The organism is Flavobacterium sp. AC267, assembly GCF_979258715.1.
In genome coordinates, this window is record NZ_OZ409875.1 from 632,474 (window position 1) to 655,239 (window position 22,766).

General features: G+C 33.4%; 15 protein-coding genes and 6 pseudogenes. 4 read left to right on the forward strand and 17 right to left on the reverse strand.

The window, feature by feature from the left end:
* Positions 1-83 precede the first annotated feature (83 nt).
* From ACZZ95_RS03490 to ACZZ95_RS03500, 3 genes and pseudogenes are all read right to left on the reverse strand, one after another.
* Positions 84-830 carry a succinate dehydrogenase/fumarate reductase iron-sulfur subunit gene (locus tag ACZZ95_RS03490; protein ID WP_463468032.1) on the reverse strand — a complete coding sequence of 249 codons (747 nt, stop codon included), beginning with the start codon at positions 828-830 and terminating at the stop codon, positions 84-86.
* A gap of 96 nt (positions 831-926) precedes the next feature.
* Positions 927-2,927, reverse strand: a pseudogene (locus ACZZ95_RS03495) (fumarate reductase/succinate dehydrogenase flavoprotein subunit).
* Between the two features lie 11 nt (positions 2,928-2,938).
* Positions 2,939-3,605 (reverse strand): annotated as a pseudogene (locus ACZZ95_RS03500) (succinate dehydrogenase cytochrome b subunit).
* Positions 3,606-3,952: 347 nt separating this feature from the next.
* Here ACZZ95_RS03500 and ACZZ95_RS03505 point away from each other — a divergent pair.
* Positions 3,953-5,313: pseudogene (locus ACZZ95_RS03505) on the forward strand (hydroxymethylglutaryl-CoA synthase family protein).
* Positions 5,314-5,597: 284 nt separating this feature from the next.
* On the opposite strand, the gene ACZZ95_RS03510 reads toward ACZZ95_RS03505, so the two are convergent.
* The 6 genes from ACZZ95_RS03510 to ACZZ95_RS03535 all read right to left on the reverse strand — a co-directional run bounded on the left by ACZZ95_RS03510 (position 5,598) and on the right by ACZZ95_RS03535 (position 8,787).
* The gene (locus ACZZ95_RS03510; RefSeq protein WP_463468033.1) at positions 5,598-5,810 is read right to left on the reverse strand and encodes a hypothetical protein; all 213 of its coding nucleotides are present in this window, start codon (positions 5,808-5,810) and stop codon (positions 5,598-5,600) included.
* 59 nt (positions 5,811-5,869) lie between these two features.
* Positions 5,870-6,271: a hypothetical protein gene (locus ACZZ95_RS03515; RefSeq protein WP_463468034.1), complete on the reverse strand. Its 402-nt coding sequence runs from the start codon at positions 6,269-6,271 to the stop codon at positions 5,870-5,872.
* A 43-nt stretch (positions 6,272-6,314) separates the two neighbouring features.
* Positions 6,315-6,866 (reverse strand): hypothetical protein, encoded by a 552-nt coding sequence (locus ACZZ95_RS03520; RefSeq protein ID WP_463468035.1) that lies wholly within the window; start codon positions 6,864-6,866, stop codon positions 6,315-6,317.
* Positions 6,867-6,966: 100 nt separating this feature from the next.
* Entirely contained in the window at positions 6,967-7,707 is a 741-nt protein-coding gene (locus tag ACZZ95_RS03525) for a LytTR family transcriptional regulator DNA-binding domain-containing protein (RefSeq protein WP_463468036.1), read from the reverse strand.
* Positions 7,708-7,723: 16 nt separating this feature from the next.
* The gene (locus ACZZ95_RS03530) at positions 7,724-8,173 is read right to left on the reverse strand and encodes a GNAT family N-acetyltransferase (RefSeq protein ID WP_463468037.1); all 450 of its coding nucleotides are present in this window, start codon (positions 8,171-8,173) and stop codon (positions 7,724-7,726) included.
* A gap of 236 nt (positions 8,174-8,409) precedes the next feature.
* Positions 8,410-8,787 carry a nuclear transport factor 2 family protein gene (locus tag ACZZ95_RS03535; protein WP_463468038.1) on the reverse strand — a complete coding sequence of 126 codons (378 nt, stop codon included), beginning with the start codon at positions 8,785-8,787 and terminating at the stop codon, positions 8,410-8,412.
* Between the two features lie 638 nt (positions 8,788-9,425).
* Between ACZZ95_RS03535 and ACZZ95_RS03540 the strand changes: the two genes are divergently transcribed.
* Both ACZZ95_RS03540 and ACZZ95_RS03545 read left to right on the forward strand, forming a co-directional pair.
* Positions 9,426-10,718 carry an aminopeptidase P family protein gene (locus ACZZ95_RS03540; RefSeq protein WP_463468039.1) on the forward strand — a complete coding sequence of 431 codons (1,293 nt, stop codon included), beginning with the start codon at positions 9,426-9,428 and terminating at the stop codon, positions 10,716-10,718.
* Between the two features lie 189 nt (positions 10,719-10,907).
* Entirely contained in the window at positions 10,908-11,684 is a 777-nt protein-coding gene (locus ACZZ95_RS03545) for an alpha/beta fold hydrolase (RefSeq protein WP_463468040.1), read from the forward strand.
* A gap of 83 nt (positions 11,685-11,767) precedes the next feature.
* Here ACZZ95_RS03545 and ACZZ95_RS03550 read toward each other — a convergent pair whose 3' ends face one another.
* Complete coding sequence (locus tag ACZZ95_RS03550; protein ID WP_095953913.1) at positions 11,768-12,142, reverse strand: hypothetical protein; 375 nt, start codon at positions 12,140-12,142, stop codon at positions 11,768-11,770.
* A gap of 23 nt (positions 12,143-12,165) precedes the next feature.
* On the reverse strand, positions 12,166-12,486 hold the full coding sequence (locus tag ACZZ95_RS03555; RefSeq protein WP_463468041.1) for a hypothetical protein: 321 nt from the start codon (positions 12,484-12,486) through the stop codon (positions 12,166-12,168).
* A 288-nt stretch (positions 12,487-12,774) separates the two neighbouring features.
* Between ACZZ95_RS03555 and ACZZ95_RS03560 the strand changes: the two genes are divergently transcribed.
* Positions 12,775-12,918: a hypothetical protein gene (locus ACZZ95_RS03560; protein WP_463468042.1), complete on the forward strand. Its 144-nt coding sequence runs from the start codon at positions 12,775-12,777 to the stop codon at positions 12,916-12,918.
* A gap of 6 nt (positions 12,919-12,924) precedes the next feature.
* On the opposite strand, the gene ACZZ95_RS03565 is transcribed toward ACZZ95_RS03560, so the two are convergent.
* The 6 genes and pseudogenes from ACZZ95_RS03565 to ACZZ95_RS03590 all read right to left on the reverse strand — a co-directional run bounded on the left by ACZZ95_RS03565 (position 12,925) and on the right by ACZZ95_RS03590 (position 22,756).
* Positions 12,925-13,599 (reverse strand): ATP-binding cassette domain-containing protein, encoded by a 675-nt coding sequence (locus tag ACZZ95_RS03565; protein WP_463468043.1) that lies wholly within the window; start codon positions 13,597-13,599, stop codon positions 12,925-12,927.
* Between the two features lie 141 nt (positions 13,600-13,740).
* Positions 13,741-16,050, reverse strand: coding sequence for a PD-(D/E)XK nuclease family protein (locus tag ACZZ95_RS03570; RefSeq protein WP_463468044.1), 2,310 nt, complete (start codon positions 16,048-16,050; stop codon positions 13,741-13,743).
* Positions 15,989-16,663, reverse strand: coding sequence for a hypothetical protein (locus tag ACZZ95_RS03575; RefSeq protein ID WP_463468045.1), 675 nt, complete (start codon positions 16,661-16,663; stop codon positions 15,989-15,991). The genes ACZZ95_RS03570 and ACZZ95_RS03575 overlap by 62 nt, the downstream gene beginning before the upstream one ends.
* Before the next feature lie 63 nt (positions 16,664-16,726).
* Positions 16,727-18,207, reverse strand: a pseudogene (locus ACZZ95_RS03580) (OmpA family protein).
* Positions 18,208-18,320: 113 nt separating this feature from the next.
* A pseudogene (kbl, locus tag ACZZ95_RS03585) lies at positions 18,321-19,515 on the reverse strand (glycine C-acetyltransferase).
* 82 nt (positions 19,516-19,597) lie between these two features.
* Positions 19,598-22,756: pseudogene (locus tag ACZZ95_RS03590) on the reverse strand (UvrD-helicase domain-containing protein).
* Positions 22,757-22,766: the final 10 nt, after the last annotated feature.

Here is a 22,766-nt window from a genome sequence, read left to right on the forward strand (position 1 = left end):
TATTTCGCTTCTCCGAAGCTTACCCCAAAAAAAAGGAGCTATTCTTTTGAGAAAGCTCCTTGATTGTATATAAAAAAGATAAATTACCCTTTTAAACTTGTCGCTAAATACTCACGGTTCATACGTGCGATATTCTCAAGTGAAATTCCTTTTGGACATTCGATTTCGCAAGCTCCTGTATTTGTACAGTTTCCGAAACCTTCTAAATCCATTTGGTGAACCATGTTTAATACACGGTCAACTGCTTCTACTTTACCTTGTGGCAATAATGCATATTGAGAAACTTTTGCAGAAACGAATAACATTGCCGAAGAGTTTTTACAAGTTGCAACACAAGCTCCGCAACCAATACAAGCAGCAGCATCAAATGATTTATCTGCATCATGTTTGTTGACTGGAATCGTATTCGCATCGATTGTATTTCCTGAAGTGTTTACAGAGATAAATCCACCAGCGTGTTGAATTCTATCAAAAGAACTTCTGTCAACCACTAAATCTTTAATTACAGGGAAAGCTTTTGCTCTAAATGGCTCGATAAAAATCGTATCACCATCTTTAAACATACGCATGTGTAATTGACAAGTTGTAACACCTCTGTCTGGTCCATGCGCTTCTCCGTTAATAAACAAAGAACACATTCCGCAGATTCCTTCACGACAATCGTGGTCAAATGCTACAGGCTCTTCTCCTTTGTTGATTAATTGTTCGTTAAGAACGTCAAGCATTTCAAGGAAAGACATATCTGGTTCGATTCCATCGATAGGATATTCTACAATCCCTCCTTTATCTTGGGCGTTTTTTTGACGCCATATTTTTAATGTAAGTTTCATACCGTTTTAGTTTGAAAGTCATAGAGTCGAAAGTCGGAAGTCGCTTGAGACATATTTGTCTTTTGACTTTAAGACTTTGGACTTTCGACCAATTTCTTATTTATAGCTTCTTTGAACTAATTTAATGTTTTCGTAATTAAGAGGTTCTTTGTGTAATACGGCATCACTTGGTTTTCCTTTGTATTCCCAAGTCGCAACGTATGCAAAATTATCATCATCACGAAGTGCTTCTCCTTCTTCTGTTTGGTATTCCTCACGGAAGTGACCACCACAAGATTCGTTACGGTGTAAAGCATCTTTCGCGAACAATTCTCCTAATTCTAAGAAATCGGCAACACGAGTCGCTTTTTCTAATTCCTGATTAAATTCGAAAGCGCTTCCAGGAACTTTTACATCTTTATAAAACTCTTCACGTAAAGCGACAATTTCTTCGATAGCTTCATTTAAACCTTTAGCGTTACGAGCCATACCTACTTTATCCCACATGATTTTTCCTAATTTTTTGTGGAAATAATCTACAGAATGTTTACCGTTATTATTGATAAATTTATTAATTTGATCAACAACTGCTTTCTCAGCTTCAACGAATTCTGGTAAATCTGTTGAAATTTCTCCCATTTTAATATCTGGAGCTAAGTAATCTCCAATAGTATAAGGTAATACAAAATATCCATCAGCTAAACCTTGCATTAAAGCAGAAGCTCCAAGTCTGTTTGCTCCGTGATCAGAGAAGTTAGATTCTCCAATAGAGAAACATCCAGGAATTGTAGTCATCAAGTTATAATCAACCCAAGTTCCACCCATTGTGTAGTGAACCGCTGGGTAAATCATCATTGGTGTTGTATAAGGATCTTCATCGACGATTTTGTAATACATTTGGAATAAGTTTCCGTATTTACTTTTCACGATTGCGACTCTAATTTAGTTACCAAAGCAAGATCTTTATCATCTAAACCTTTTACGTAAGCATCTTCAGTTCCGTAACGTTTAATTGCTCGCGCGAAATCTAAGTAAACTGCTTCACCTGTTTTGTTAACTCCAAAACCAGCATCACATCTTTCTTTAGCCGCACGAGACGCAACGTCACGAGGAACTAAGTTACCAAATGCAGGATATCTTCTTTCTAAGAAATAATCTCTATCTGCTTCAGCTAAATCAGTTGCTTTTTTCTTTCCTTCACGAATTGCCTGAGCATCTTCTAATTTTGCAGGAACCCAAATACGACCGTCATTACGCAAAGATTCAGACATCAAAGTCAGTTTTGACTGGTGATCTCCTGAAACCGGAATACATGTTGGGTGAATTTGTGTGTAGCAAGGATTTGCGAAAAACGCTCCTTTTTTATGAATTTTCCAAGTCGCTGTTGCATTACTTCCCATAGCATTTGTTGAAAGGAAAAATACGTTTCCGTATCCTCCAGAACCAACTACTACCGCGTGAGCAGAATGTCTTTCTAATTCTCCAGTGATTAAGTTACGAGCGATAATACCTCTCGCTTTTCCATCAACGATTACAATGTCAAGCATTTCGTGACGGTTGTACATTTTAATTTTTCCACGACCAATTTGACGGTTCATTGCAGAATAAGCTCCTAACAATAACTGTTGTCCAGTTTGTCCTTGTGCATAAAATGTACGAGAAACCAAAGTTCCTCCAAAAGAACGGTTATCTAAAAGTCCGCCATATTCACGAGCCAATGGCACCCCTTGAGCCACACATTGGTCAATAATATTAGCAGAAACTTCAGCCAAACGGTGAACGTTTGCCTCACGTGCACGGTAGTCACCCCCTTTTACAGTATCGTAGAACAATCTGTAAACTGAGTCACCGTCACCTTTATAATTTTTTGTCGCGTTGATACCCCCTTGTGCCGCAATAGAGTGCGCACGACGAGGAGAATCTTGGAAACAAAATGCTTTTACGTTATATCCTAACTCAGCCAGAGTAGCAAGAAGCAGAACCTCCAGCCAAACCTGTACCAACTACAATAATATCTAAATTACGCTTGTTAGCAGGATTTACTAAATTAATATGATCTTTATAATTTGTCCATTTATCCGCTATAGGACCATTTGGAATTTTTGAATCTAATGCCATTATAATTGATATTAATTATTGAAATGATGAAATAATGCGATAATTACGAAAGCAACGAGGAACAACAACTGCGAACCCGTAACCTACTTTTGCTAAAAATCTTGAATATTTATTGTGCATCCCTACAGATTGAAGAGAAGATGCAAACCCGTGCCATAAGTGGAATCCTAAAAGGACAAAAGACACACAGTACAATGCTGTACGAATTGGATCGTGAAATTTGTGAACTAACTCTCCATAATACCTTGTAGCATTTGGTACCTCTCCTGCTATATATTTATAGTTAACTTCAGGAAACCAAAAATCATAAAAATGCAATCCTAAGAATGCTAAAATAACCAATCCAGAAATAATCATATTTCTAGAACTCCAAGAAGCATTTGCCGCTCCATTGTATTTTGCATATGCAATTGGTCTTGCCGCGCTGTTTTGAGCCGTAAGTACAAATCCCATTATGAAATGGAAAATTACCCCGAATGCCAAAACTGGTCGCATTACATATTGTATTAGCGGATTGTATCCCATAAAGTGAGAAGCTTCATTAAAAACGTCTTCACTAATAATAGAAATGAAATTTAAGGAAACATGCGACGCTAAAAACGTGATTAAGAATATTCCCGAAAGAGCCATAGCTACTTTCTTTAAGATGGAAGCATTCAATAGTGCAGATTGTGCCATAAGTGTTTAAGTAGTTTGTTTTAAAAAATTAGACAAAAATAACGCAATTACAAAAGAACTACAACCATTTCGCTGTTATTTATAATGATTTTAAAATAGACTACGTATAAGTATTTTTACGTACAAGCTTGCTTTTAATAATAAATAATTTAGTATAAAAAATTGCTTTAGAGCCGTTTTGCTTCAATTTCAATACGTACGGGATTACCAAAAATTTATCATATTGTTATTTTATTCAAAGTTTTGATTTATTTTCTTCAAAAGTGTCTCTGCCTATAAATTTTGTCTAAGTAAAAAATTGTCATTCCACAACATAGTTTTACCTTTAGCGACTCAAAAAAATAAGAATGAAAACAGGAATTGATGCTATTTCTTTTGATGTAGCAAACATACATTTACCCATAAAAACTTTGGCGAGACCAGAAATATTGAACCCGAAAAATTAGAAAAAGGTCTCGGATTACTAAAAATGACTTTTCCAGACGTTCACCAAGACGCTGTGGTTTTTGGAGCAAACGCTTTAACGAAACTTATCACTGATAACAAAATCAACCTTAACGAAATAAACCGAATCTATGTTGGTACTGAAAGCAAGATCGACAGCTCGAAACCAATTGCTTCCTATTTAATTAACTTAATGGAGCAAAAGTTTGGTGAAGATTCTTTAGCCGAATGTGATGTTGTTGATTTCACTTTTGCCTGTATTGGCGGTGTTGACGCTTTGCAAAACTGTCTTGATTTTGTAAAATTAAATCCAACTAAAAAAGCAATTGTCGTTACAACAGATTTTGCAAAATACGATTTAAATTCTGGTGGAGAATATACGCAAGGTGCCGGTGCAGTGGCAATGTTGATTACAGCAGATCCAAAAATTATCGCTTTTGATAATGATTGGGCAACAAGCACAAAAGGTGTTTTTGATTTCTTTAAACCGTACAGAACTATTTCTAAAGGTGACATCACAAAAAACAATAACAACGATTCTTGGTTTGATAATTTAGAAGCCGAAATTGAAATCCATAAAGACCAGCCGGTTTTTGATGGTCAATATTCAAATCAATGTTATATGGATCGTACGCGTAATGCTTATTTTTCATTCAAAAAATTAAAAAACACAACCGAAACTCTTTACAATACTTGGCACAGTATCGTGATGCATTTGCCTTATTCTTTTCAAGGACGCAGAATGTTATCTGAAATCTATGCATTAGACAGCGCCGAGAACATTATTGCTGACAATATTGCTCCTGCAGATTATCAGACTAAAATTAAGGAAGTGGCAAAATCTGATGATTACAGAAGTTTTGTAACTGAGAAATTACAACCTGCTGAATTAGCCTCTTCTTTAATTGGAAACCTTTATACTGGATCTATTTTCATGGGATTGTTATCTACTTTGGCTCATTTTTATGACACAAACAGAGAAATTTCAGAAACTAAATTCGGTTTTTTAGCTTACGGAAGCGGATCGAAATCGAAAGTTTTTGAAGGAACAATTCAACCCGAATGGAAATCGGCTTTGGCAAATGTCAAACTTTTTGAAAATTTAGCTGAAAGCGTAGAAATTGATTTCAATACTTATGAAAGTCTTCATAAAAAAGAACAAAAACAAAGTGTGAGAACTCCAAAAAACGAATGGGTTCTAGACCGAATTGAAAAAGAAATTCCTGTTTTAATTGGGGCTAGATATTATAAATGGGTTGATTAAATTTTTAAATTCCAATAAAGAAATTCCAAATTCCAATAGAAAACCGAAGTATTTTGCTTCGGTTTTTTTATTTGTCATTCTGAACGAAGAATCACACTAGGAATTCCGCAAAGAGAATCGCCAATATTTGTCGAGTTTCGAGTATGATTCTTCGTTCCTCCTTTAGAATGACAAGATTGTGTTAAAAACCTTTGTCAAAGTTTTAAACTTTGACAAAGTTCACAGCGTAAAGCAATCAATCCAAAGCTTTGCGAACTTTTTTAAGAAAATGCACAGAAAAAACCTTAGCGAACTTGGCGGTTAAACAGCAACGAAATTAATCTTTTTTTATGCTGTTCCGTGTAGTTCTGATTTCCTTTAAGCACTTCATCATGCACATTCATTCCGTTTGACATCCCGAGCATGAAGGCGGTTATAATTACTATTAGTTTTCTTTTTATCCAATGAAGCGGTCGCTTAGATTGCTCTAAACGTGTTTTATTATTTTGTTTATACATTTTGAAAATGATAAATGATTAGACATTATTACATCATCTGTGCCTAGAAATATATTTCCTTAAGCGTTGTATAAACTTTTACTGAAGTGATTTGAAATGATTATTTCATTTATAAAAACAGATTGATTTATAAATGAAGTAAGTTTTTGATGCAGTAGATCTTGCTGTTTAAGTAGTTCCTTAATTTGAAAAGTAAAAACATTTTCGAATTTAAGAAAATTCAAAACAATTGAAAACCTTGTTTTACTGCAAGAATAAACCTGACCAAATTTATAGAAACGAGTACTTTTAAGATTCAATTCTCTCCTTAAAACTACAACCGAAGATTGGTAATAAGATGCTGATTTGGATTGAGAAACTAAAGTACCATCACCCGCAATCACGACAAAAGCCAGAAACAGTGCGATTAGGTATTTTAAGTGCTTATTCAATTTGCTTTGATTGTATACTATTTCTTTCAAACGAAAATACAAATTAAATCAACAACTTCATTTTCTAGAAAAGTTATTTTAAAGTTTGTTGATTTCTAAAAAGCAGAAAACCCAATCCAAAACAAAAAAGAATACAGCTCAACAACATATAAAGTCCATCTTTCATTATAAAAAAGGAGAAACCTGTTGACAGAGCACCAAGAATCACCATTATAACACTTGTTGTATTAGTTTTAATAAAATTTAAAGCATGAATTGACAATCCTAGAAAAAGCAAAGACGGACCAACAATAACAAACGGATATAAAATCGATGGCGTATTGCTAATTTGTTGACTTAATTGTTCTCTGGCAAAATCATTATTACTATAACTTGTCATGATAAAATCGATCGTACAAAGTCCGATGTGGGCTATAACACCTAAAATTGTTAGTATTGAAGTCGCGGTATTCAATTTGTTTTTAGGAAAGACATCATTAAACGACAAGAAGAAACAAGCTCCTATTAAATTGAACCAATGTGCAAAGTCGATCGGCTGTTGAAATTCGGGTAAAACTTTAGAAAATAATACATAACTCGCAGTGAAAAATAAAAGCCCGATGAGGCAAAAGTGTTTTGTTTTCATAATAATTTTAAAATTGATTGAAACAAAACTAAAACGAAAAACTCCTGCAAATACCAGTATCATTGACTTTGGTACGAAACCTATTGTTTTAGGTACGAAATTACAAAGTCAATACATCTTCTTTATAATTCTTAGAAACGGGAAGTTCTATTTGAGTTAAAATAATGGTACTTGAATTCCGCCAAGATTTAAAATGCATTGGATTTATTAAATGAGAACGATGAATTTGCAGTAGAAAAGCAAAATCGTCTTGAACTTTTTTGAGCGAAGAACGAAGCAATTTGGAATGCAGTTTTTCGTTTTCCAAATAAAAAATCTCTACATAATTTTGAGCATTGGAAATACAAACCAAATCAGCTTTTTTGATTTTTAAAATATCTAATTTGTTTTCTCCTATAAATGTGAGAACATCATCTTTTATTGGAATCAATTTGATTAAATATCGTCTTGCTAAAATAATGACGGGAGCTAAAATCAAAGCAACTTTAACAAAAATTATTGAGAAGAACTCTGTAAAGCTATAACCTCCGCCTAAAATTGGACTTTTATAAAACGCATAAATCCCAAACAAATAGATTGCAAAAAAGAAAATAACACTGGCTGTTTCTAAACCGAGATTCCATTTTGAGATTCTATTGTACATTATTTTTTGTACAAAACTCAAAATCACATAACAAAAGAATGCCAGCAAACTAAAGCCAAGACTAATTAAAAGCCAGGAACGAAAATTTAAAGTTCCGTCGTCAAAAGGTTTTATGATAAAAGCGAAAATGAAAATCCATACACCAATTAGCAAACCAACTATTAGATTAAATTTTATAGATATATTGAGCTGTTTCACTTGTTCTAGTTAGATTTTATAGTTTCATTTCCATAATGGGCATGAAACGGTTTTTTATGGAAGTTTCGAACTCTCCAATTTTCACAAATCCCATTTTAGAGTAAAAGTTCTCTGCATTTGGTTCTGAATTGAGTCTTACTTTTTCTATTTTTTCTTCTTCCATTCGGTTTAAGAAATCTACAAGTAAATATTTCCCCAATCCGCGACCAATATATTCGGGCAAGATAAATAAATTGTCCAATTCTACAATCTTTTCATTTTCAAAAATATACGAATAGTAACCTACAATTAAATCATTATCAATTAATTTGAACACGTTATGTTCTGCAATATAATCTTGAGAAATGGTTAAATTTTTATCCCATTTTAGCATTTGCTCTGCCGAATATCCCCAATATGCTTTTGACTTTTTGGTTATTGTTGTAAGGATTTCGTTGTCGGTTATTTTGGCTTTTTCTATTGTCATTGGTTTGAAAATAAATCTATCGAATCTTTTTTCACGTTTAAAACTTTGAAAAAAAAATCACAAAATGAATTAATTGCCTCCAGCTTTAGCTGGAGGTTAAAAAACTTCAAAATAATGGCTTTAGCCTAAAAACTCATTTTGGCTAAAGCCGATTAACTTTGTAAATATTTACCCCCAGTTAAAACTGGGGGCAATTGAAATATATCTTTATTTATAATCGTAAACTTATTATGACTCTAACTAATATCCGTCAGCTTTACAATTTTATTATCTGAAAATTCAAAAACAGATTTTCCTTTTAAATTGAGTTGTTGACCAGCTTTTAGTCCGTTTGGAAAATCTATTGCTAAAACTGCATAATAATCGATCTCAATTGTTACAGCATTTGAATCGTGATTGAATGACTGGATGGTTTGTTTTCTTTTTGAAAAATATTCTTTGGCTTTTTCGGCTTGAGCTTTAAACTCATCTATTCCATTCAAAGTCATGTTAATTTCGCCATTTTGAACATTCTCAAAAATGATCGATTCATTAAAATCGACAATCATTTTATTGATATCAAATTGATTATACCCTTCTATATAATTTTGGATTATTTTTTCTTTGTTGGTCATATAATTTCTTTAAAACATTGCTTCATCAAGATTACACAATTCTCAATTCAAAACCAATTCGATAGTCAGAAAAATTGTATTTTTATTTTTGAAGAAAACAAAAAAACTTTATTAAAAATTGATTGAAGCCGAAAAATAGAAAACAACTATTTTGGAGAAGTGATAAGATTTTAAGTCGCTGAGATTTTCTCAATCTTTGTCGAGTTAGTTGCGAAGATCTCTCCTTCGTCGAGATGACAAGATTGTGTTTAACCGAAAATTTGAAAAAGAAAAATCTGCCAAATCTGCTAAATCTGCGTGAGACAAAGTTGCCAATCTTTCTAGAGTTTCGAGTGTGATCTCTCCTTCGTCGAGATGACAAGATTGTGGAAAAACTTTGCGCTTATCCTTCGACTTCGCTCAGGAGGACAAAGCAGGATGCAAACTTTGTGTTCTTTCTTCTCTTTTTCAATTCATTACGTTCTTTGCGAATCCCGATAGCTATCGGGATTGCGTACTTTGCGTTAAAAAAAAACTTTGTGCCTTAGTGCCTTCGTGGCAAAACTCAAAACAAATAAGAAAACTTTAATAAATCTGTTATACGTCACTTCTTCAAAAATTAGTAATTTTGAAATTCGAAGTTCAAAAACGAAATAATTATGAAATATCATCAAATAAACAGCGCTCTTTTTGTAAAAAATCGCAGAAAATTCACGGCAGAAATGAAACCTAACAGTGTTGCCGTTTTCAACTCTAATGACATTTACCCAATTAGTGCCGACAGTACTTTACCGTTTGCACAACACAGAGATATTTTTTACCTGAGTGGTGTAGATCAGGAAGAAAGCGTTTTGCTTTTGTTTCCAGATGCGCCTTACGAAAACCAAAGAGAAATTCTTTTCTTGAGAGAAACTAACGATCATATTGCGGTTTGGGAAGGTGAAAAACTAACTAAAGAACGTGCTTTTCAGGTTTCTGGAATTAGAACGGTTTATTGGTTACAGGATTTTCATAAAGTTTTGAACGAAATGATGACATACGCCGATACGATGTACATTAACACCAACGAACATTACCGCGCAAGCGTTGAAACGGAAACTCGCGAAGCTCGTTTTGTAAAATGGTGGAAAGAGCGTTACCCAGCGCATAATGTGGCGAAAAGTAACCCTATTTTACAGCGCATTCGTTCTGTAAAAGAAAGCGAAGAAATCGATTTGATTCAGCATGCTTGTGATATCACGGAGAAAGGTTTCCGCAGATTGCTTTCGTTTGTAAAACCAAATGTTACGGAATATGAAATCGAAGCTGAATTGGCTCACGAATTCATTCGTAACCGTTCTAAAGGTTTTGCTTACACGCCAATTATTGCTTCTGGAAACAACGCGAATGTTTTACATTACATCGAAAACAATCAGCAATGTAAAGCCGGCGATTTGATTTTGTTAGACGTTGCGACAGAATATGCTAATTATTCAAGCGATATGACAAGAACGATTCCCGTTTCTGGAAAATTCTCTGATCGTCAAAAAGCGGTTTACAAAGCAGTTTTGAATGTAAAAAACGAAGCTACAAAAATGCTGACTCCAGGAACACTTTGGAAACAATATCATATTGAAGTGGGTAAAATTATGACTTCTGAATTGCTTGGTTTAGGTTTATTAGACAAAGCCGATGTTCAGAACGAAAATCCAGAATGGCCTGCTTATAAAAAATATTTCATGCACGGAACGTCTCACCACATGGGATTGGACACGCACGATTACGGGTTGCTTCACGAGCCAATGAAACCAAATATGGTGTTTACCGTTGAGCCAGGAATTTATATTCCAGGTGAAAAATTCGGAATTCGTTTGGAAGATAATGTTGTGGTTCAGGAAAAAGGAGAGCCTTTTAACTTAATGAGAAACATTCCAGTTGAAGTTGACGAGATCGAAACTTTGATGAATGAATAAAGAATAGAAAAGATTATAGAATCAAAACGGCTTTCAGAAATGAGAGCCGTTTATTTTTGAAGGTTATAAGCAATGTTTGTTCTTTTAAATTTGAACTGAATAAACTTTTTCTTTAACTCGAATGAACGTATACTTTTTATATGCTTTTGCCTTTTGTTATCTTTGCAGTCACACTTTAAAAACATTATTTTGGAAAATATTCTCTATAAAAACACCAAGATCTCTTTTACAGATTCAGGAAAAGGAAATGCAGTTGTGTCGCTTCACGGCTTTTTGGAAAACAAAACAATGTGGACAGAATATGTTGCTCTTCTTTCAGAACAATATCGCGTTGTAACAATCGATTTATTGGGCCACGGCGAATCTGATTCTTTAGGTTATGTTCACGAAATGGAAGAAAATGCCAATGCTGTTAATGAAGTTTTGGAACATTTAAAAATAGAAAAAGCTATAATTGTCGGGCATTCCATGGGTGGTTATGTTGGTTTGGCTTTCGCCGAATTATATCCGCAGAAAATTCAAAAGTTAGTTTTACAGAATTCAACCTCTAAAGAGGATAACGAAGAAAAAAAACTAAATAGAACCCGCGCTATAAAAGCAGTAAAACAAAATTACATAAGCTTTGTAAGTCTTGCAATTGCTAATTTATTCAGCGAAAACAATAGAACACGTTTAGTCGCCGAAATCGAAAAAGTAAAAGAGCAGGCTTTAAAAACGCCTTTGCAGGGAATTGTGGCTTCGCTTGAAGGAATGAAAATACGAAAAGACAGAGAATGGCTTTTAAAAGAAAATAGATTTCCGCTTTTATTGATTTTAGGCAAAAAAGATCCTGTTTTAAATTACGAAGAAAATCTTGCGCAAATTAAAGACACTACAGCCGAATTAGTTTCTTTTGAAGACGGACATATGAGCCACATCGAAAACAAAGAAGCTTTGAAACTTATATTATTAGATTTCTTCGCTTAAAAATTAAATCATAAAAACCAAAAAAGGCCGTTTCTAACCGAGGTTGAAATAGCCTTTTTCTCATTTTTGGGGGGCAAATGTTATTATAACTTTGAAGTAATATCTTTTTTGTATTTAGACAAAGTAGCTCTTGTTAAACCAAGATTTGCTTTTGTAGAATCTACAGCCAAATAGATAAAATATCTTCCGTCTTCAGAAACATCAATAATATGGATCTGATCTGTTAATGTAATTAAGATATCATTGATTTTTTGGTCTAATCCTAAAGCTTTAATTGCGTTTAGTTTAGCTTTAACTACTTCTAAATTGTAAGCAGATGCTAATTCTGGATCAAAATCAGGATTTACAGTTAGTGAGCAGTAAGACATTCCTGTCTCAACCTCAGTTACTGAAACAGCGATAAATCCGTTAACATTCTCTTTTAAATCGTTTTGAAAATTTTGTAAAAAATCTGACATGTTTATTAAATGTTGGTTTTAAATTAATTATTAAAAATAGAATCCATTTTACGAAGTAATAGTCCCATTTTGCTTAAATCTTTAGAAAGCGGCGCAATACAATTATCATCTTGATCTTTGCTTGCCACTACAATTCCGTCATTATTCTTAATCATTACTTGTTTAAGATCTCCGTTGTTAACGTCTTCAGACATTTCGAGGCACATTTTCAAGATCATTCCGATCATTGTCGCAACATTTCCGTCGTATTCTAAATTAACCGACTCGTTTAAGATTCCATCAATATTAAAACTCAATCCAGACTCTGCTCCAGTCTCTTCTACTAGTGTTTGTAAATCAATCATATTCTTTATTTGTCATGTTTTGGAAGGGTCAAAGATATTTCAATATTAACAATTGCACGATAAACACTTGTTAAAAAAAAGAGACAGATAACGTCCTGAATCACTTTTGTTTATCGCTTAATTAATCGTCTTTTTTTGGATGAAATATTTAAAAAAAATTAACAGAAAAAAACATATAATTCTAAAATCATAACATTTCGCTTCATAAAATTCAAATCTAAAATTAACATTTCTAGATTGTTGCATTACCCAAAAGTTTTTATATAGATTTGTAAAAAATTTATTCAAATGAAAACTGTTGACGAATTACGCTTTGACCTAAATGTAAAACTGGAGAAATTTAGAAGATTTCGTATTGAAAACGGAAACATCAATACTACAAATTCTGGAGATAAGGCCAAGAAAGGTTTCTTCAAAAAAATATTCAGTTAAAAAAACCTATTGAAGAGACGAACTTGTCAGATAACCTTTTTGTATAAGTTCGTCTTTTCCATTGATTTTATGCAACTTGCCTTCTTTCAACAATAACAAACCTGTTGAAATTTTCATAACATTTTCATATTGATGATCTGTTATAATAATTCCTTTTTCTTCGGAATTTTCTTTAATTAACTTCGATATAATTTCAGTCATTTTTGGAGACAATCCACTAAAAGGTTCGTCCAGAAGAACAAATTTAGAAGTATTAAAAAGAATCAATTTTACTTGAAGATAACGCAATTCTCCAAACGATAGATTCTTAATTTTTTCTTTTAAAAGAGGTTTGAGAAAACCATCTTCACAAAAAAGAGTTGTTTTTTGTTTATCGATTGATAATATGATTGTCCTTGATACGGACAAATGATTTGGAACAAATTGATCTTGACACAGATAACTAATTTCATTTACCCAATCTGAAGAATTATTTTTTGAAATTCCATCAATAAATATGCTTTTGTCTAAAGCCGCTAAATTACCGCATGCAATTTTTAGTAAAGTTGATTTACCAGAACCGTTATGTCCTAGCAAACCCACTATATTACCTGTTTCAATTTTCAAGTAAATATCTGAAAGTATAAGCCTATCTTTAAACTTCTTTTGAATACCGCTAATCTCGAGAATATGTTTTTTCAATATATTTTTTGAATAAAGATTAATACAATTCGCGCCAGAATAACAACAAAAGCATTCATTAAAAAGCTATAAAAAATAAGTTTGTTTTTTGAAATTCCGTTATTAGCATAAAACCAATATTCGTTTTTACGGTATAATTCTTTAAAGCCAAGACTTGACAAAAAACCAATTGTAGCGAACACAAATAAAAAAATAATTAACGCTTCCCAAAAACAACGCAAGAACAGAAACAACTAAATTTATAATTAAAGTTGTCTTATAGAATTCGAATATGTTCTGAAATTTTCTGATAAAGCAATTTATATTTTTTCCTCGAAAGGGATAGCAAAGATCAAAAATTTCGGCTAACAAATTAGCAATTTCATCTAGATAAGAATTTAATATTTCGGGTGTTACGGTTGTATTTAACTCTTTCTCTTCTTTAAACCCAAAAGGCAGGAAACCGGATTTTAAATTTTTAAATGAAATAATCCCCACTTCAATTGGCAGACTTCCAGCTTCTTTCTCAAACATATATGCATACGCCAATACTTGGATAATTTTATCGTTTTTAAGCTCCTGCGTTAAACCATTCCATGTTTTCAGCACTACACTCGCTTTTTCTACTTTTCCCGTCTTATAGTCGATAATTCTAATTTTCCCGTCACGTCGCTCAATACGATCGACATTTCCTTTAATCAAAACCGGAAAAGGCAGTTTCGGATGAACAAATTCACGTTCAAAAGTCTGTTCCAAAGCAATGATCTGAATCGCCTCATCATTTTTTATGGATTCTAGTTCCATTCTTAAGAAATTGGCAACATTTCGTTTCGCGACTTCAAAAGCCAAAAGATTTCTTCCCTTCTTGATTTCTCCCTCTTTGTAAACTAATTTAAATTGCTTTAAAACTTCATCATCCAATAATTTAAAACAATTTAAGAGATCATTTTCAGCAATAAATTTCCCAATAAAAGGCTCGTATAAAGCTTTCAAAGTTTCGTGGATAATAGTTCCTAAAGTATTTAAAGCGATATTTTCTTCCACTTCTTCCACTTCACGGATTCGCAGTATTTTTTGAAAATAAAAATCAATCGGATTCCGAATGTAACTCGTTAATGCCGACGGAGAAAAACCTGTTGCGGCTATTTCTTTCAAACGCTCCATAACTGCTTCCGATTTCGTAACAGAAATAGGTTCGTAAGCGGTATTTGGAAGCAGTGGATTATAAATATCAAAAGTAACATTATGCCTTCTTTGTTTTTCTACTTCTAATTGGGTGATGAAACGGCTTCTTTCACCCGCATCTAATCCGTCGTTTTCAGTATTATAAATTAGATAAATATTCTTTGCCCTTTGCAGTAAATGATAAAAGTGATACGTATAAATCGCATCTTTTTCCTTAAAAGTAGGAAGACCTAATTCGCGTTTTACATCATACGGGATAAAAGAATTCTGAGATTTTCCAGCAGGGAATTTGCCTTCATTCATTGACGTTATAATAACGGTTTCAAAATCTAAAACACGGCTTTCCAAAACCCCCATAATCTGCAAGCCTCTTAACGGCTCACCTTCAAAAGATACTTCGGCAAGATCTATAATCTGTTTATAAATGGCATGAAGTGTGTCAATATTATCGATATGGCTGTGTTTTGAATAGTAATTTATAAGTTTATTAATTACTTTAAAAACCCCATAAACAAATGCCTTTGCAATTTTCTCTTGTTCATTATCGTTGCTAAAATGTTCTTTAATAGCAATAAGCAAAGCCGAAATATTCTTTAAAACAGCAACAGAACCACTTTCCCATTTTTCAAATAAGAGATCAAAAAAAGAAGAGGGATTGGAATGAAGTTCCAAAATTTTATAATGCGTAATAAAAGTATAATTATTCTCTTTAATAATTTTTACTAACGACTGAGCATTTGCATAAGGCTCAACTAAAGGATGCGTTAAAACATCCAGCACATCTTTATAATAAAAAACATAACTACCTCCTTTACGAGAAAGTGCATTAGTATGCATTTTAAATAACTTAGCAACCAAAATTTGAGATGGATTATTTTTTCCCGAATATCCCATCGTGATATTCAAAAATCCAACAGACGAAGGAAGCGAATATAGAACCGGAACTAATAAATTCTCTTCACCAAGTACGACGGCTACTTTATCTAAAGATGTGCCAGGGTCTTGATCAATTAAATTTTCAATTATACTTCCCGTTAATTTTGCCTGCCCAATTGTTTTAGGAGTTCCAATAATCTGAATATTTTTTGACTGTGAAAAATCATCCACAATCCATTCAAAAACATTTGATTTGTAATGTTTCCAACTCTCTTTAAAACGTCTTAAAAAAAGTCCGGCATCATGATAAGGATCATTCAGGAATGTTTGGTCAGCATCCCAATAAATTTTAGCCTGATCTAAAGCTAATAAATGCTGTACTATTTTTTCCTCTGCGGCCGTTAAGAGCATTAAACCCTGCAAAAATAAAAATACGATTGCCAATTGTATTTGAGAAATGATTCAAATTATTTACAGCTTCTCTATACACCAACCCCTGATAACCTATAGATTTAAACAACAAATGATTATAGAGGGAATCATAATACAAGGGAAGTAATTTCCAGAAATCAATATAATTTTCTAGAAGTTTTGTTTTTTGATCTACTTCCAGTCCCCATTTTTTTATATCCTCAATATCTTTCAGATAGGATAAAACATGCGAAGGATCTAAAAGATAACGATCAATTTCATTAAAATCCTGCAAGAGTGTTTTTGCCCAGTTAGCAAATAACTCAAATGACTGCTGATTCTTTTTTTCGGTAATCGATAAATAAACTTCATAGAATTCAAATAAAAGTTCAATTGAATCTATAGAACGTATGGACGCGACGTCTTGCACAAAATCTTCAATACTAGTAATTTCAGGAGCAATAATAGTTTTATCAGTTTCCTTTTTAAGAGCATCAATCAAAAAAACTTTAGCTCTTTTGTTAGGCAGAATTATAGTTATTTGAGACAGTTTCTCCGCATAATCTTGAATTACGACACCAGCAATTTTTTGAAGAAAAGAAGTATTTATCATAGTATAAAAATAAAAAAAGCCATTCAATTAAGAATGGCTTTTCCTTTTTATTTAGAAAGTAAATTAGATTTTACCTTGGTATTTAGAACCAATGTGTCTAATTTCTGTTCTTCTGTTTTGAGCTTTACCTGCAGCAGTTTTGTTGCTTGCAACTGGTTGAGACTCACCAAAACCTTTAGATACTAAGTTATCAACATTTACTCCTCTTTCGATCAAAGCGTTCATAACAGCATGACTCTATCTTCAGAAAGTTTTTGGTTCAATTTATCAGAACCATCGCTATCTGTGTGACCTTCAATGCTGAATTTCGCGTTTGGATAGTTTTTAAGGATTTCTTTAATAGCGTCTAATCTTGCTGGAGTTTCTTTGTCTCCTGATTTGAAAGTAGCTTTTCCTGAGTTGAAGTAGATTGCTCTAGCTTGAACTTTAAGATCTTCTAATGCTTCAGAAGTTACTTCTGGACATCCTCTGTTACTTGCAGGACCATAAACTGTTGGACAGTCATCATCTTTATCAGCAACACCATCTTTATCAGCATCTAAGAATGGGCAACCACCGTTTTCTTTAGGACCAGCAACTGTAGGACATTTATCGTCTTTATCAGCGATTCCGTCTCCATCAGTATCAGGACAACCTTTTAAAGCGACTAAACCAGCAACATCTGGACAAGCATCATCTTTATCAGCAATTCCGTCTCCGTCAGTATCAGGACAACCGTTTAAAGTCGCTAAACCGAATACATCTGGACAAGCGTCAGAAGCATCAACGATTCCGTCACCGTCAGTATCAGGACATCCGTTGAATTGTTTTAAACCAGCAACATCTGGACAAGCATCGTCTTTGTCATAGATTCCGTCTCCGTCAGTATCTTTACCTCCGAATTTGAAAACAAGACCTAAAGTGTGTTGGAAATGAGATGGAGTATCAATTTCTCCATTGTAGTCATTTCTTCCTGGATTATCTCCAGAACCAGCTGCAACAGCCCATTTGTATCTAGTTGCAAGTTCTAAACCAATAGCGTCAGTAAACCAAAAAGTAATACCTGCACCTGGGTTAACTGTACCAAAACTATCGTCTCCTAAGAAAGTATAACCTCCACCAACAGATAACGAAGGATCGATTACTTTAGATTTGATTAATTCCTGGAAACTATATTTAATAGTAGCATCAATTCCATAATACATTAAATCACCAGGATTAGTTACCACATTACCTCTACCATCATGTCCAGCGACAGTTGGTCTAAAATAAACAGCTTTATCAATTTTGTTTACAGATCCTTGTAAACCAACAGAAAAACCGCTACCTACATATCTATTTACACCAATGTAAGATAGAGATGGAAGAATATTCCAGTTGTCTTTTGCGTCAAATGCTTGAGAAAAGTGTTGGTCAAAGAAACCACTACCAGCTCCAGAACTAGTTCTTGTATCCACAGCATTAACCCCGAAAGAGATCGCCCATGGATTGTTACTGTCTTGTGCGTGAGAACTTAAACCCATCGCCATCAACACAGCAACTAAAAGTTTGTTAAGATGTTTCATACTTAATTTTTTTAATTACAATTTAGTTAATTACAAGCAAAAGTAACACCAAATTTTTTAAATACAAAATGAAATGTTAAAAAAAACCTACAAAAATTTGACCAAAGTGGTAATTATATAACTTTTAACATTTTACCGACAACTGTGAAGGCATTAATCGCCTTATCCAAGTGTTCTTTTTCATGCGCCGCAGACAGCTGTACGCGTATTCTGGCCTTTTCCTTCGGCACAACTGGAAAAAAGAAACCAATAACATAAATTCCTTGTTTCAAAAGCTCATCTGCCATAGTTTGTGACAATTTTGCGTCATATAACATAACAGGAACAATTGCAGAATCTCCATCTATAATGTCAAAACCAGCCTTTTTCATTCCATCTTTAAAATAGTTGGTATTCCACTCTAATTTATCGCGTAATGTGGTATCTTTTTCTAATAATTCAAAAACTTTAATTGAAGCCCCAACAATTGCAGGCGCTAAAGAATTTGAAAACAAATATGGTCTTGATCTTTGACGAAGCAACTCAATTATCTCTTTCTTTGCTGTAGTATATCCTCCCATTGCACCGCCTAAAGCTTTACCAAGAGTTCCTGTGATAATATCAACTCTTCCCATCACTCCTTTTGCCTCAAGAGTTCCTTTTCCTGTAGCACCAATAAATCCTGCAAGCATGGCATTCATCCACCATTACCATTGCATCATATTTATCTGCTAGATCACAAATTTTATCAAGCTACGCTACCAATCCATCCATCGAAAAAACACCATCTGTTACAATTAATTTAAAACGAGTCCCAGCCTCATTAGCTTTAATCAACTGTTGTTCTAAATCTTGCATATTGTTATTCTCATAGCGATAACGTGCCGCTTTACAAAGACGAACGCCGTCAATAATAGAAGCATGATTTAAACTATCCGAAATAATTGCATCATTTTCACCAAGTAATGGCTCAAAAACACCTCCGTTTGCATCAAAAGCCACCGCATATAAAATAGTATCCTCTGTACCGTAAAAATCAGCTATTTTTTGCTCTAATGTTTTATGAATATCCTGTGTACCACAGATAAAACGAACAGAAGACATTCCGAAACCATGAGTATCCATAGCATCTTTCGCCGCCTGAACTACTTCTGGATGTGATGAAAGCCCTAAATAATTATTAGCACAAAAATTTAAAACTGTTTCACCAGTTGAAATTTTAATCTCAGCACCTTGAGGTGATGTAATAATTCGTTCTTTTTTGAAAATTCCATTTTCTTCTATTGTCTGCAACTCACTTTGCAGATGTTCTTTAATTTTACCGTACATTTTTTACATATTTAAAACGTTAAAAATTAACAACTTAACCAAAATAAAGCTTCGTTATTTCTTTAACATCTGATTAATTTTTTCACAAATTTACCACTTCAATTTCCGACCCGATATACACCAATGCCTTTTTTAACACTTTGTATCCCAAATCTTCAATTGCATCTTGATATTCTTGAATTTGTCGCTGATATTTACTATTCACAGCCCCTGTTTTATAATCTAATAAAAAAGCTTCTTTGCTTTCTAAAAACACAACTCTATCCGGTTTTAAAATTCTTCCTTCTTTCTGCACAATTGTCTGCTCGTTCAAAACCGTATGATTTCCATCAAAACAAAGAGCCAATTCAGGATGATTTACGATTTCACGCAAGGTCTGCAATACCATATCAACTTGGTCGTAGGTTATCAATCCATTTTCGAGAGCTTTTGTTACCGCTAAATCAATATCTGACTTGTCTTTTACAAAAGCCAAAATCTCATGAACAATATTCCCGTAAGAAATTGCTTCCTGCTGGTGCGTTCCCCACATCAAGGCTTCGCGCTGTGCAATTTTAATATTTTTAAGATCTAAGACTTCTTTTACAATTGGAATTGATTTTACCAAATCGACTGTTTTTGTATTTTTTGAAAGCCTCATTTTATCACCGAATTCATAATTCAATTTCTCCTCATCGTAAACACCTTCATTGATCAAAAACTTAATAAAAAAGGAAGCCATATTATTTGGATATTCTCCATCGTTTTTTGCTTTCAGTGATTGAGAAATTACATATAATTGTTCTTCTGCGCGAGTCAGAGCAACATACAAAACATTTATATTATCTAATAATTCTTCTTGTTTTTTTAAATTGAAAACCGCCGAAGCACTTTCACCAAAACTTTCAACTACATTGCTATTATCAACCAGTGCTTTTGGAACTCCTAAATCGGTTTCTTCAGTGTCGAGCCATAATTTATCTTTTGGTTTTCGATTATAATCTTCGTCAGCAAAAGGCATAATTACAACGGGAAATTCCAATCCTTTCGATTTATGAATGGTCATAATTCGAACTGCGTTGTTCCCTTCTGGAGAAGGAATACTAAATTTATGAGCATTCTTATCCCAGAAAACTAAAAAATCTGCGACTCCAGATTGATTTCTAATATCTCGTTCTAAAACAATATCTAAAAAAAACTGCACATAAGCATTTCCTTCCGAAGGCAGAATAAACTTCGAAATAATAATTTCAACTGCTTCATATAAAGATTTTTTCCGAACATCTTCAAATGAAAAAGAAACATCAAAAGTCAAAAGCCACTCTTCGAATTCTTTTTCCAACCTGCAACTCATTCCTTTTGCAATAAAATCATGAACAGGCATATTCAAATCTGTATTTGAAGCCAAGAAATGCAAAAAATTAGCTTTCGCTTCTAAATTTGCACTGTTATTTAAGTATCGAAGTAAATGAATAACCAAACGAACTTCTGTCGCATTTTGAATCATCAAGGTTTCCGAAGACAAAAGCGGAATCCCCTGTTCGGTTAAATAATTCGCAATTGCAATTCCCTGATCTCTTTTTCGGGTCAGAACTACAATATCTTTATATTCAAAACCCTGCCTAACCACTTCCTGAATTGTATTTAAAGTCGCCAAAACATACAAATCCGATTTTTCTACAACCTCGTCTTCATCAAGAAATTCATTTTTATCTACAATTGGAAGAAAAGAAATATTTACATAACCGCCTTTTTTTGAATTTGTATTTTGAAAACTATGATTTTCATACAAATCTTTATAATCTTCATTTGAAAATTCCGCGGAAATCAATTTAAAAAAAGCATTGTTAAAATCAATAACTTCGCTAAAACTGCGATAATTTGTATTTAAATGCTTGATTGCTTTATCTGGATTATTAAACGGATTTACATCTTTACTTAATTCTATAAACTGCTCTGCTTTTCCGCCGCGCCAGCGATAGATCGACTGCTTTGGATCTCCCACAATCATCAGCGTTCCTTTATTTCCAAAATCATCTAAACCCGAAAGCGAATTATCAATTAAAGGAATTAAGTTCTGCCATTGCATTTCTGAAGTATCCTGAAATTCATCAATAAAAAAATGACGGTAACGCTCTCCTAAACGCTCATAAATAAATGGCGCCGGCTGATTCTGAATTTCGCGGTGAATAATAGCATTGAATTCTGAAATCGATAATATATTTTGTTCCGATTGAATTTTTGCCAGCTCATTACTTACTGTATTCAGCAATGAAAGCGTGTGATATTTTTTAAGAAGGCTTTATAAAAATCCCTTTTTTCAAAGTTTTGATAAACCTCCTTTAAAATTTGAAGCAGTTCGGGAATAATATTTTCTATTAACGCTCGGTCTTTTGCCGTTTTGTTTATTGCAATATCCTCAAATTCATGAAAGGTTTTATTCTTTGGATTAAACTTTCCATCTCGAATACTTTCTAAATGATTTGGAAATGTTCCTCTGGAAAATGATTTTGAATCAATTCCGTTTTTATCAATTAATTCAATTGCGTTAGAAGCCAATGCTTCATTCTTAGATTCTAATTCTTTGCAAAGCGCCTGCATTTTTTGTTTAATCTCAACAAACTCTTCAATGCTTTTGTCTTGAAAATGCAAAATCTCATTTCGATTATTTTCATTCAAAACCAATCTTCCCGTATCCAGAATCTCACGAGAAACATCCCAGCTTTTATCATCATCGGTTTTTTCCATTGTAAAATCGATGAGTAATTTTGTCAATGTTTCATCTTCTCCCGCTTGAGCAATAATAGCATCAACAGCTTCAACCAATAGATTCTCGGTATCCAGTGTAACCTCAAAAGTCATTGGAAGATTTAAATCATGTGCAAAAGCACGAATAACTTTATGGGTAAATTTATCAATGGTAGAAATATCAAAAGCGAGCATAATTATGAATTAAGTGCTTAATAATCTGTCGCGATTTGGTTTTAATTTTGATAATTGAAAGCCCTGTATCGCGCGAAAGATCCTCCATTAGATCTGAAGCTTTTGAAGAAGGATCATCTTTTGCAAATTCAGACAAACTTCCCACAATACGGCTTTTCATTTCATGAACCGCTTTATTGGTAAAAGTTATGGCTAAAATATTTCGATACGCATCGTTTTTTGGAGAAGAAAGAATAATTTTCAGGTATTCTTTTACCAGAGTATAAGTCTTTCCTGATCCTGCAGAAGCATCATAAATAGAGAAAGACGGACTTTGCATAAGTTTGGTT

What these genes read in the sequence shown, in the direction of transcription:
- ACZZ95_RS03490 (WP_463468032.1), bottom strand. Translation starts at nt 830, where the DNA reads ATGAAACTTACATTAAAAATATGGCGTCAAAAAAACGCCCAAGATAAA.
- ACZZ95_RS03510 (WP_463468033.1), bottom strand. Translation starts at nt 5,810, where the DNA reads ATGTATAAACAAAATAATAAAACACGTTTAGAGCAATCTAAGCGACCG.
- ACZZ95_RS03520 (WP_463468035.1), bottom strand. Translation starts at nt 6,866, where the DNA reads ATGAAAACAAAACACTTTTGCCTCATCGGGCTTTTATTTTTCACTGCG.
- ACZZ95_RS03530 (WP_463468037.1), bottom strand. Translation starts at nt 8,173, where the DNA reads ATGACAATAGAAAAAGCCAAAATAACCGACAACGAAATCCTTACAACA.
- ACZZ95_RS03535 (WP_463468038.1), bottom strand. Translation starts at nt 8,787, where the DNA reads ATGACCAACAAAGAAAAAATAATCCAAAATTATATAGAAGGGTATAAT.
- ACZZ95_RS03540 (WP_463468039.1), top strand. Translation starts at nt 9,426, where the DNA reads ATGAAATATCATCAAATAAACAGCGCTCTTTTTGTAAAAAATCGCAGA.
- ACZZ95_RS03550 (WP_095953913.1), bottom strand. Translation starts at nt 12,142, where the DNA reads ATGTCAGATTTTTTACAAAATTTTCAAAACGATTTAAAAGAGAATGTT.
- ACZZ95_RS03555 (WP_463468041.1), bottom strand. Translation starts at nt 12,486, where the DNA reads ATGATTGATTTACAAACACTAGTAGAAGAGACTGGAGCAGAGTCTGGA.
- ACZZ95_RS03560 (WP_463468042.1), top strand. Translation starts at nt 12,775, where the DNA reads ATGAAAACTGTTGACGAATTACGCTTTGACCTAAATGTAAAACTGGAG.
- ACZZ95_RS03570 (WP_463468044.1), bottom strand. Translation starts at nt 16,050, where the DNA reads ATGCTCTTAACGGCCGCAGAGGAAAAAATAGTACAGCATTTATTAGCT.
- ACZZ95_RS03575 (WP_463468045.1), bottom strand. Translation starts at nt 16,663, where the DNA reads ATGATAAATACTTCTTTTCTTCAAAAAATTGCTGGTGTCGTAATTCAA.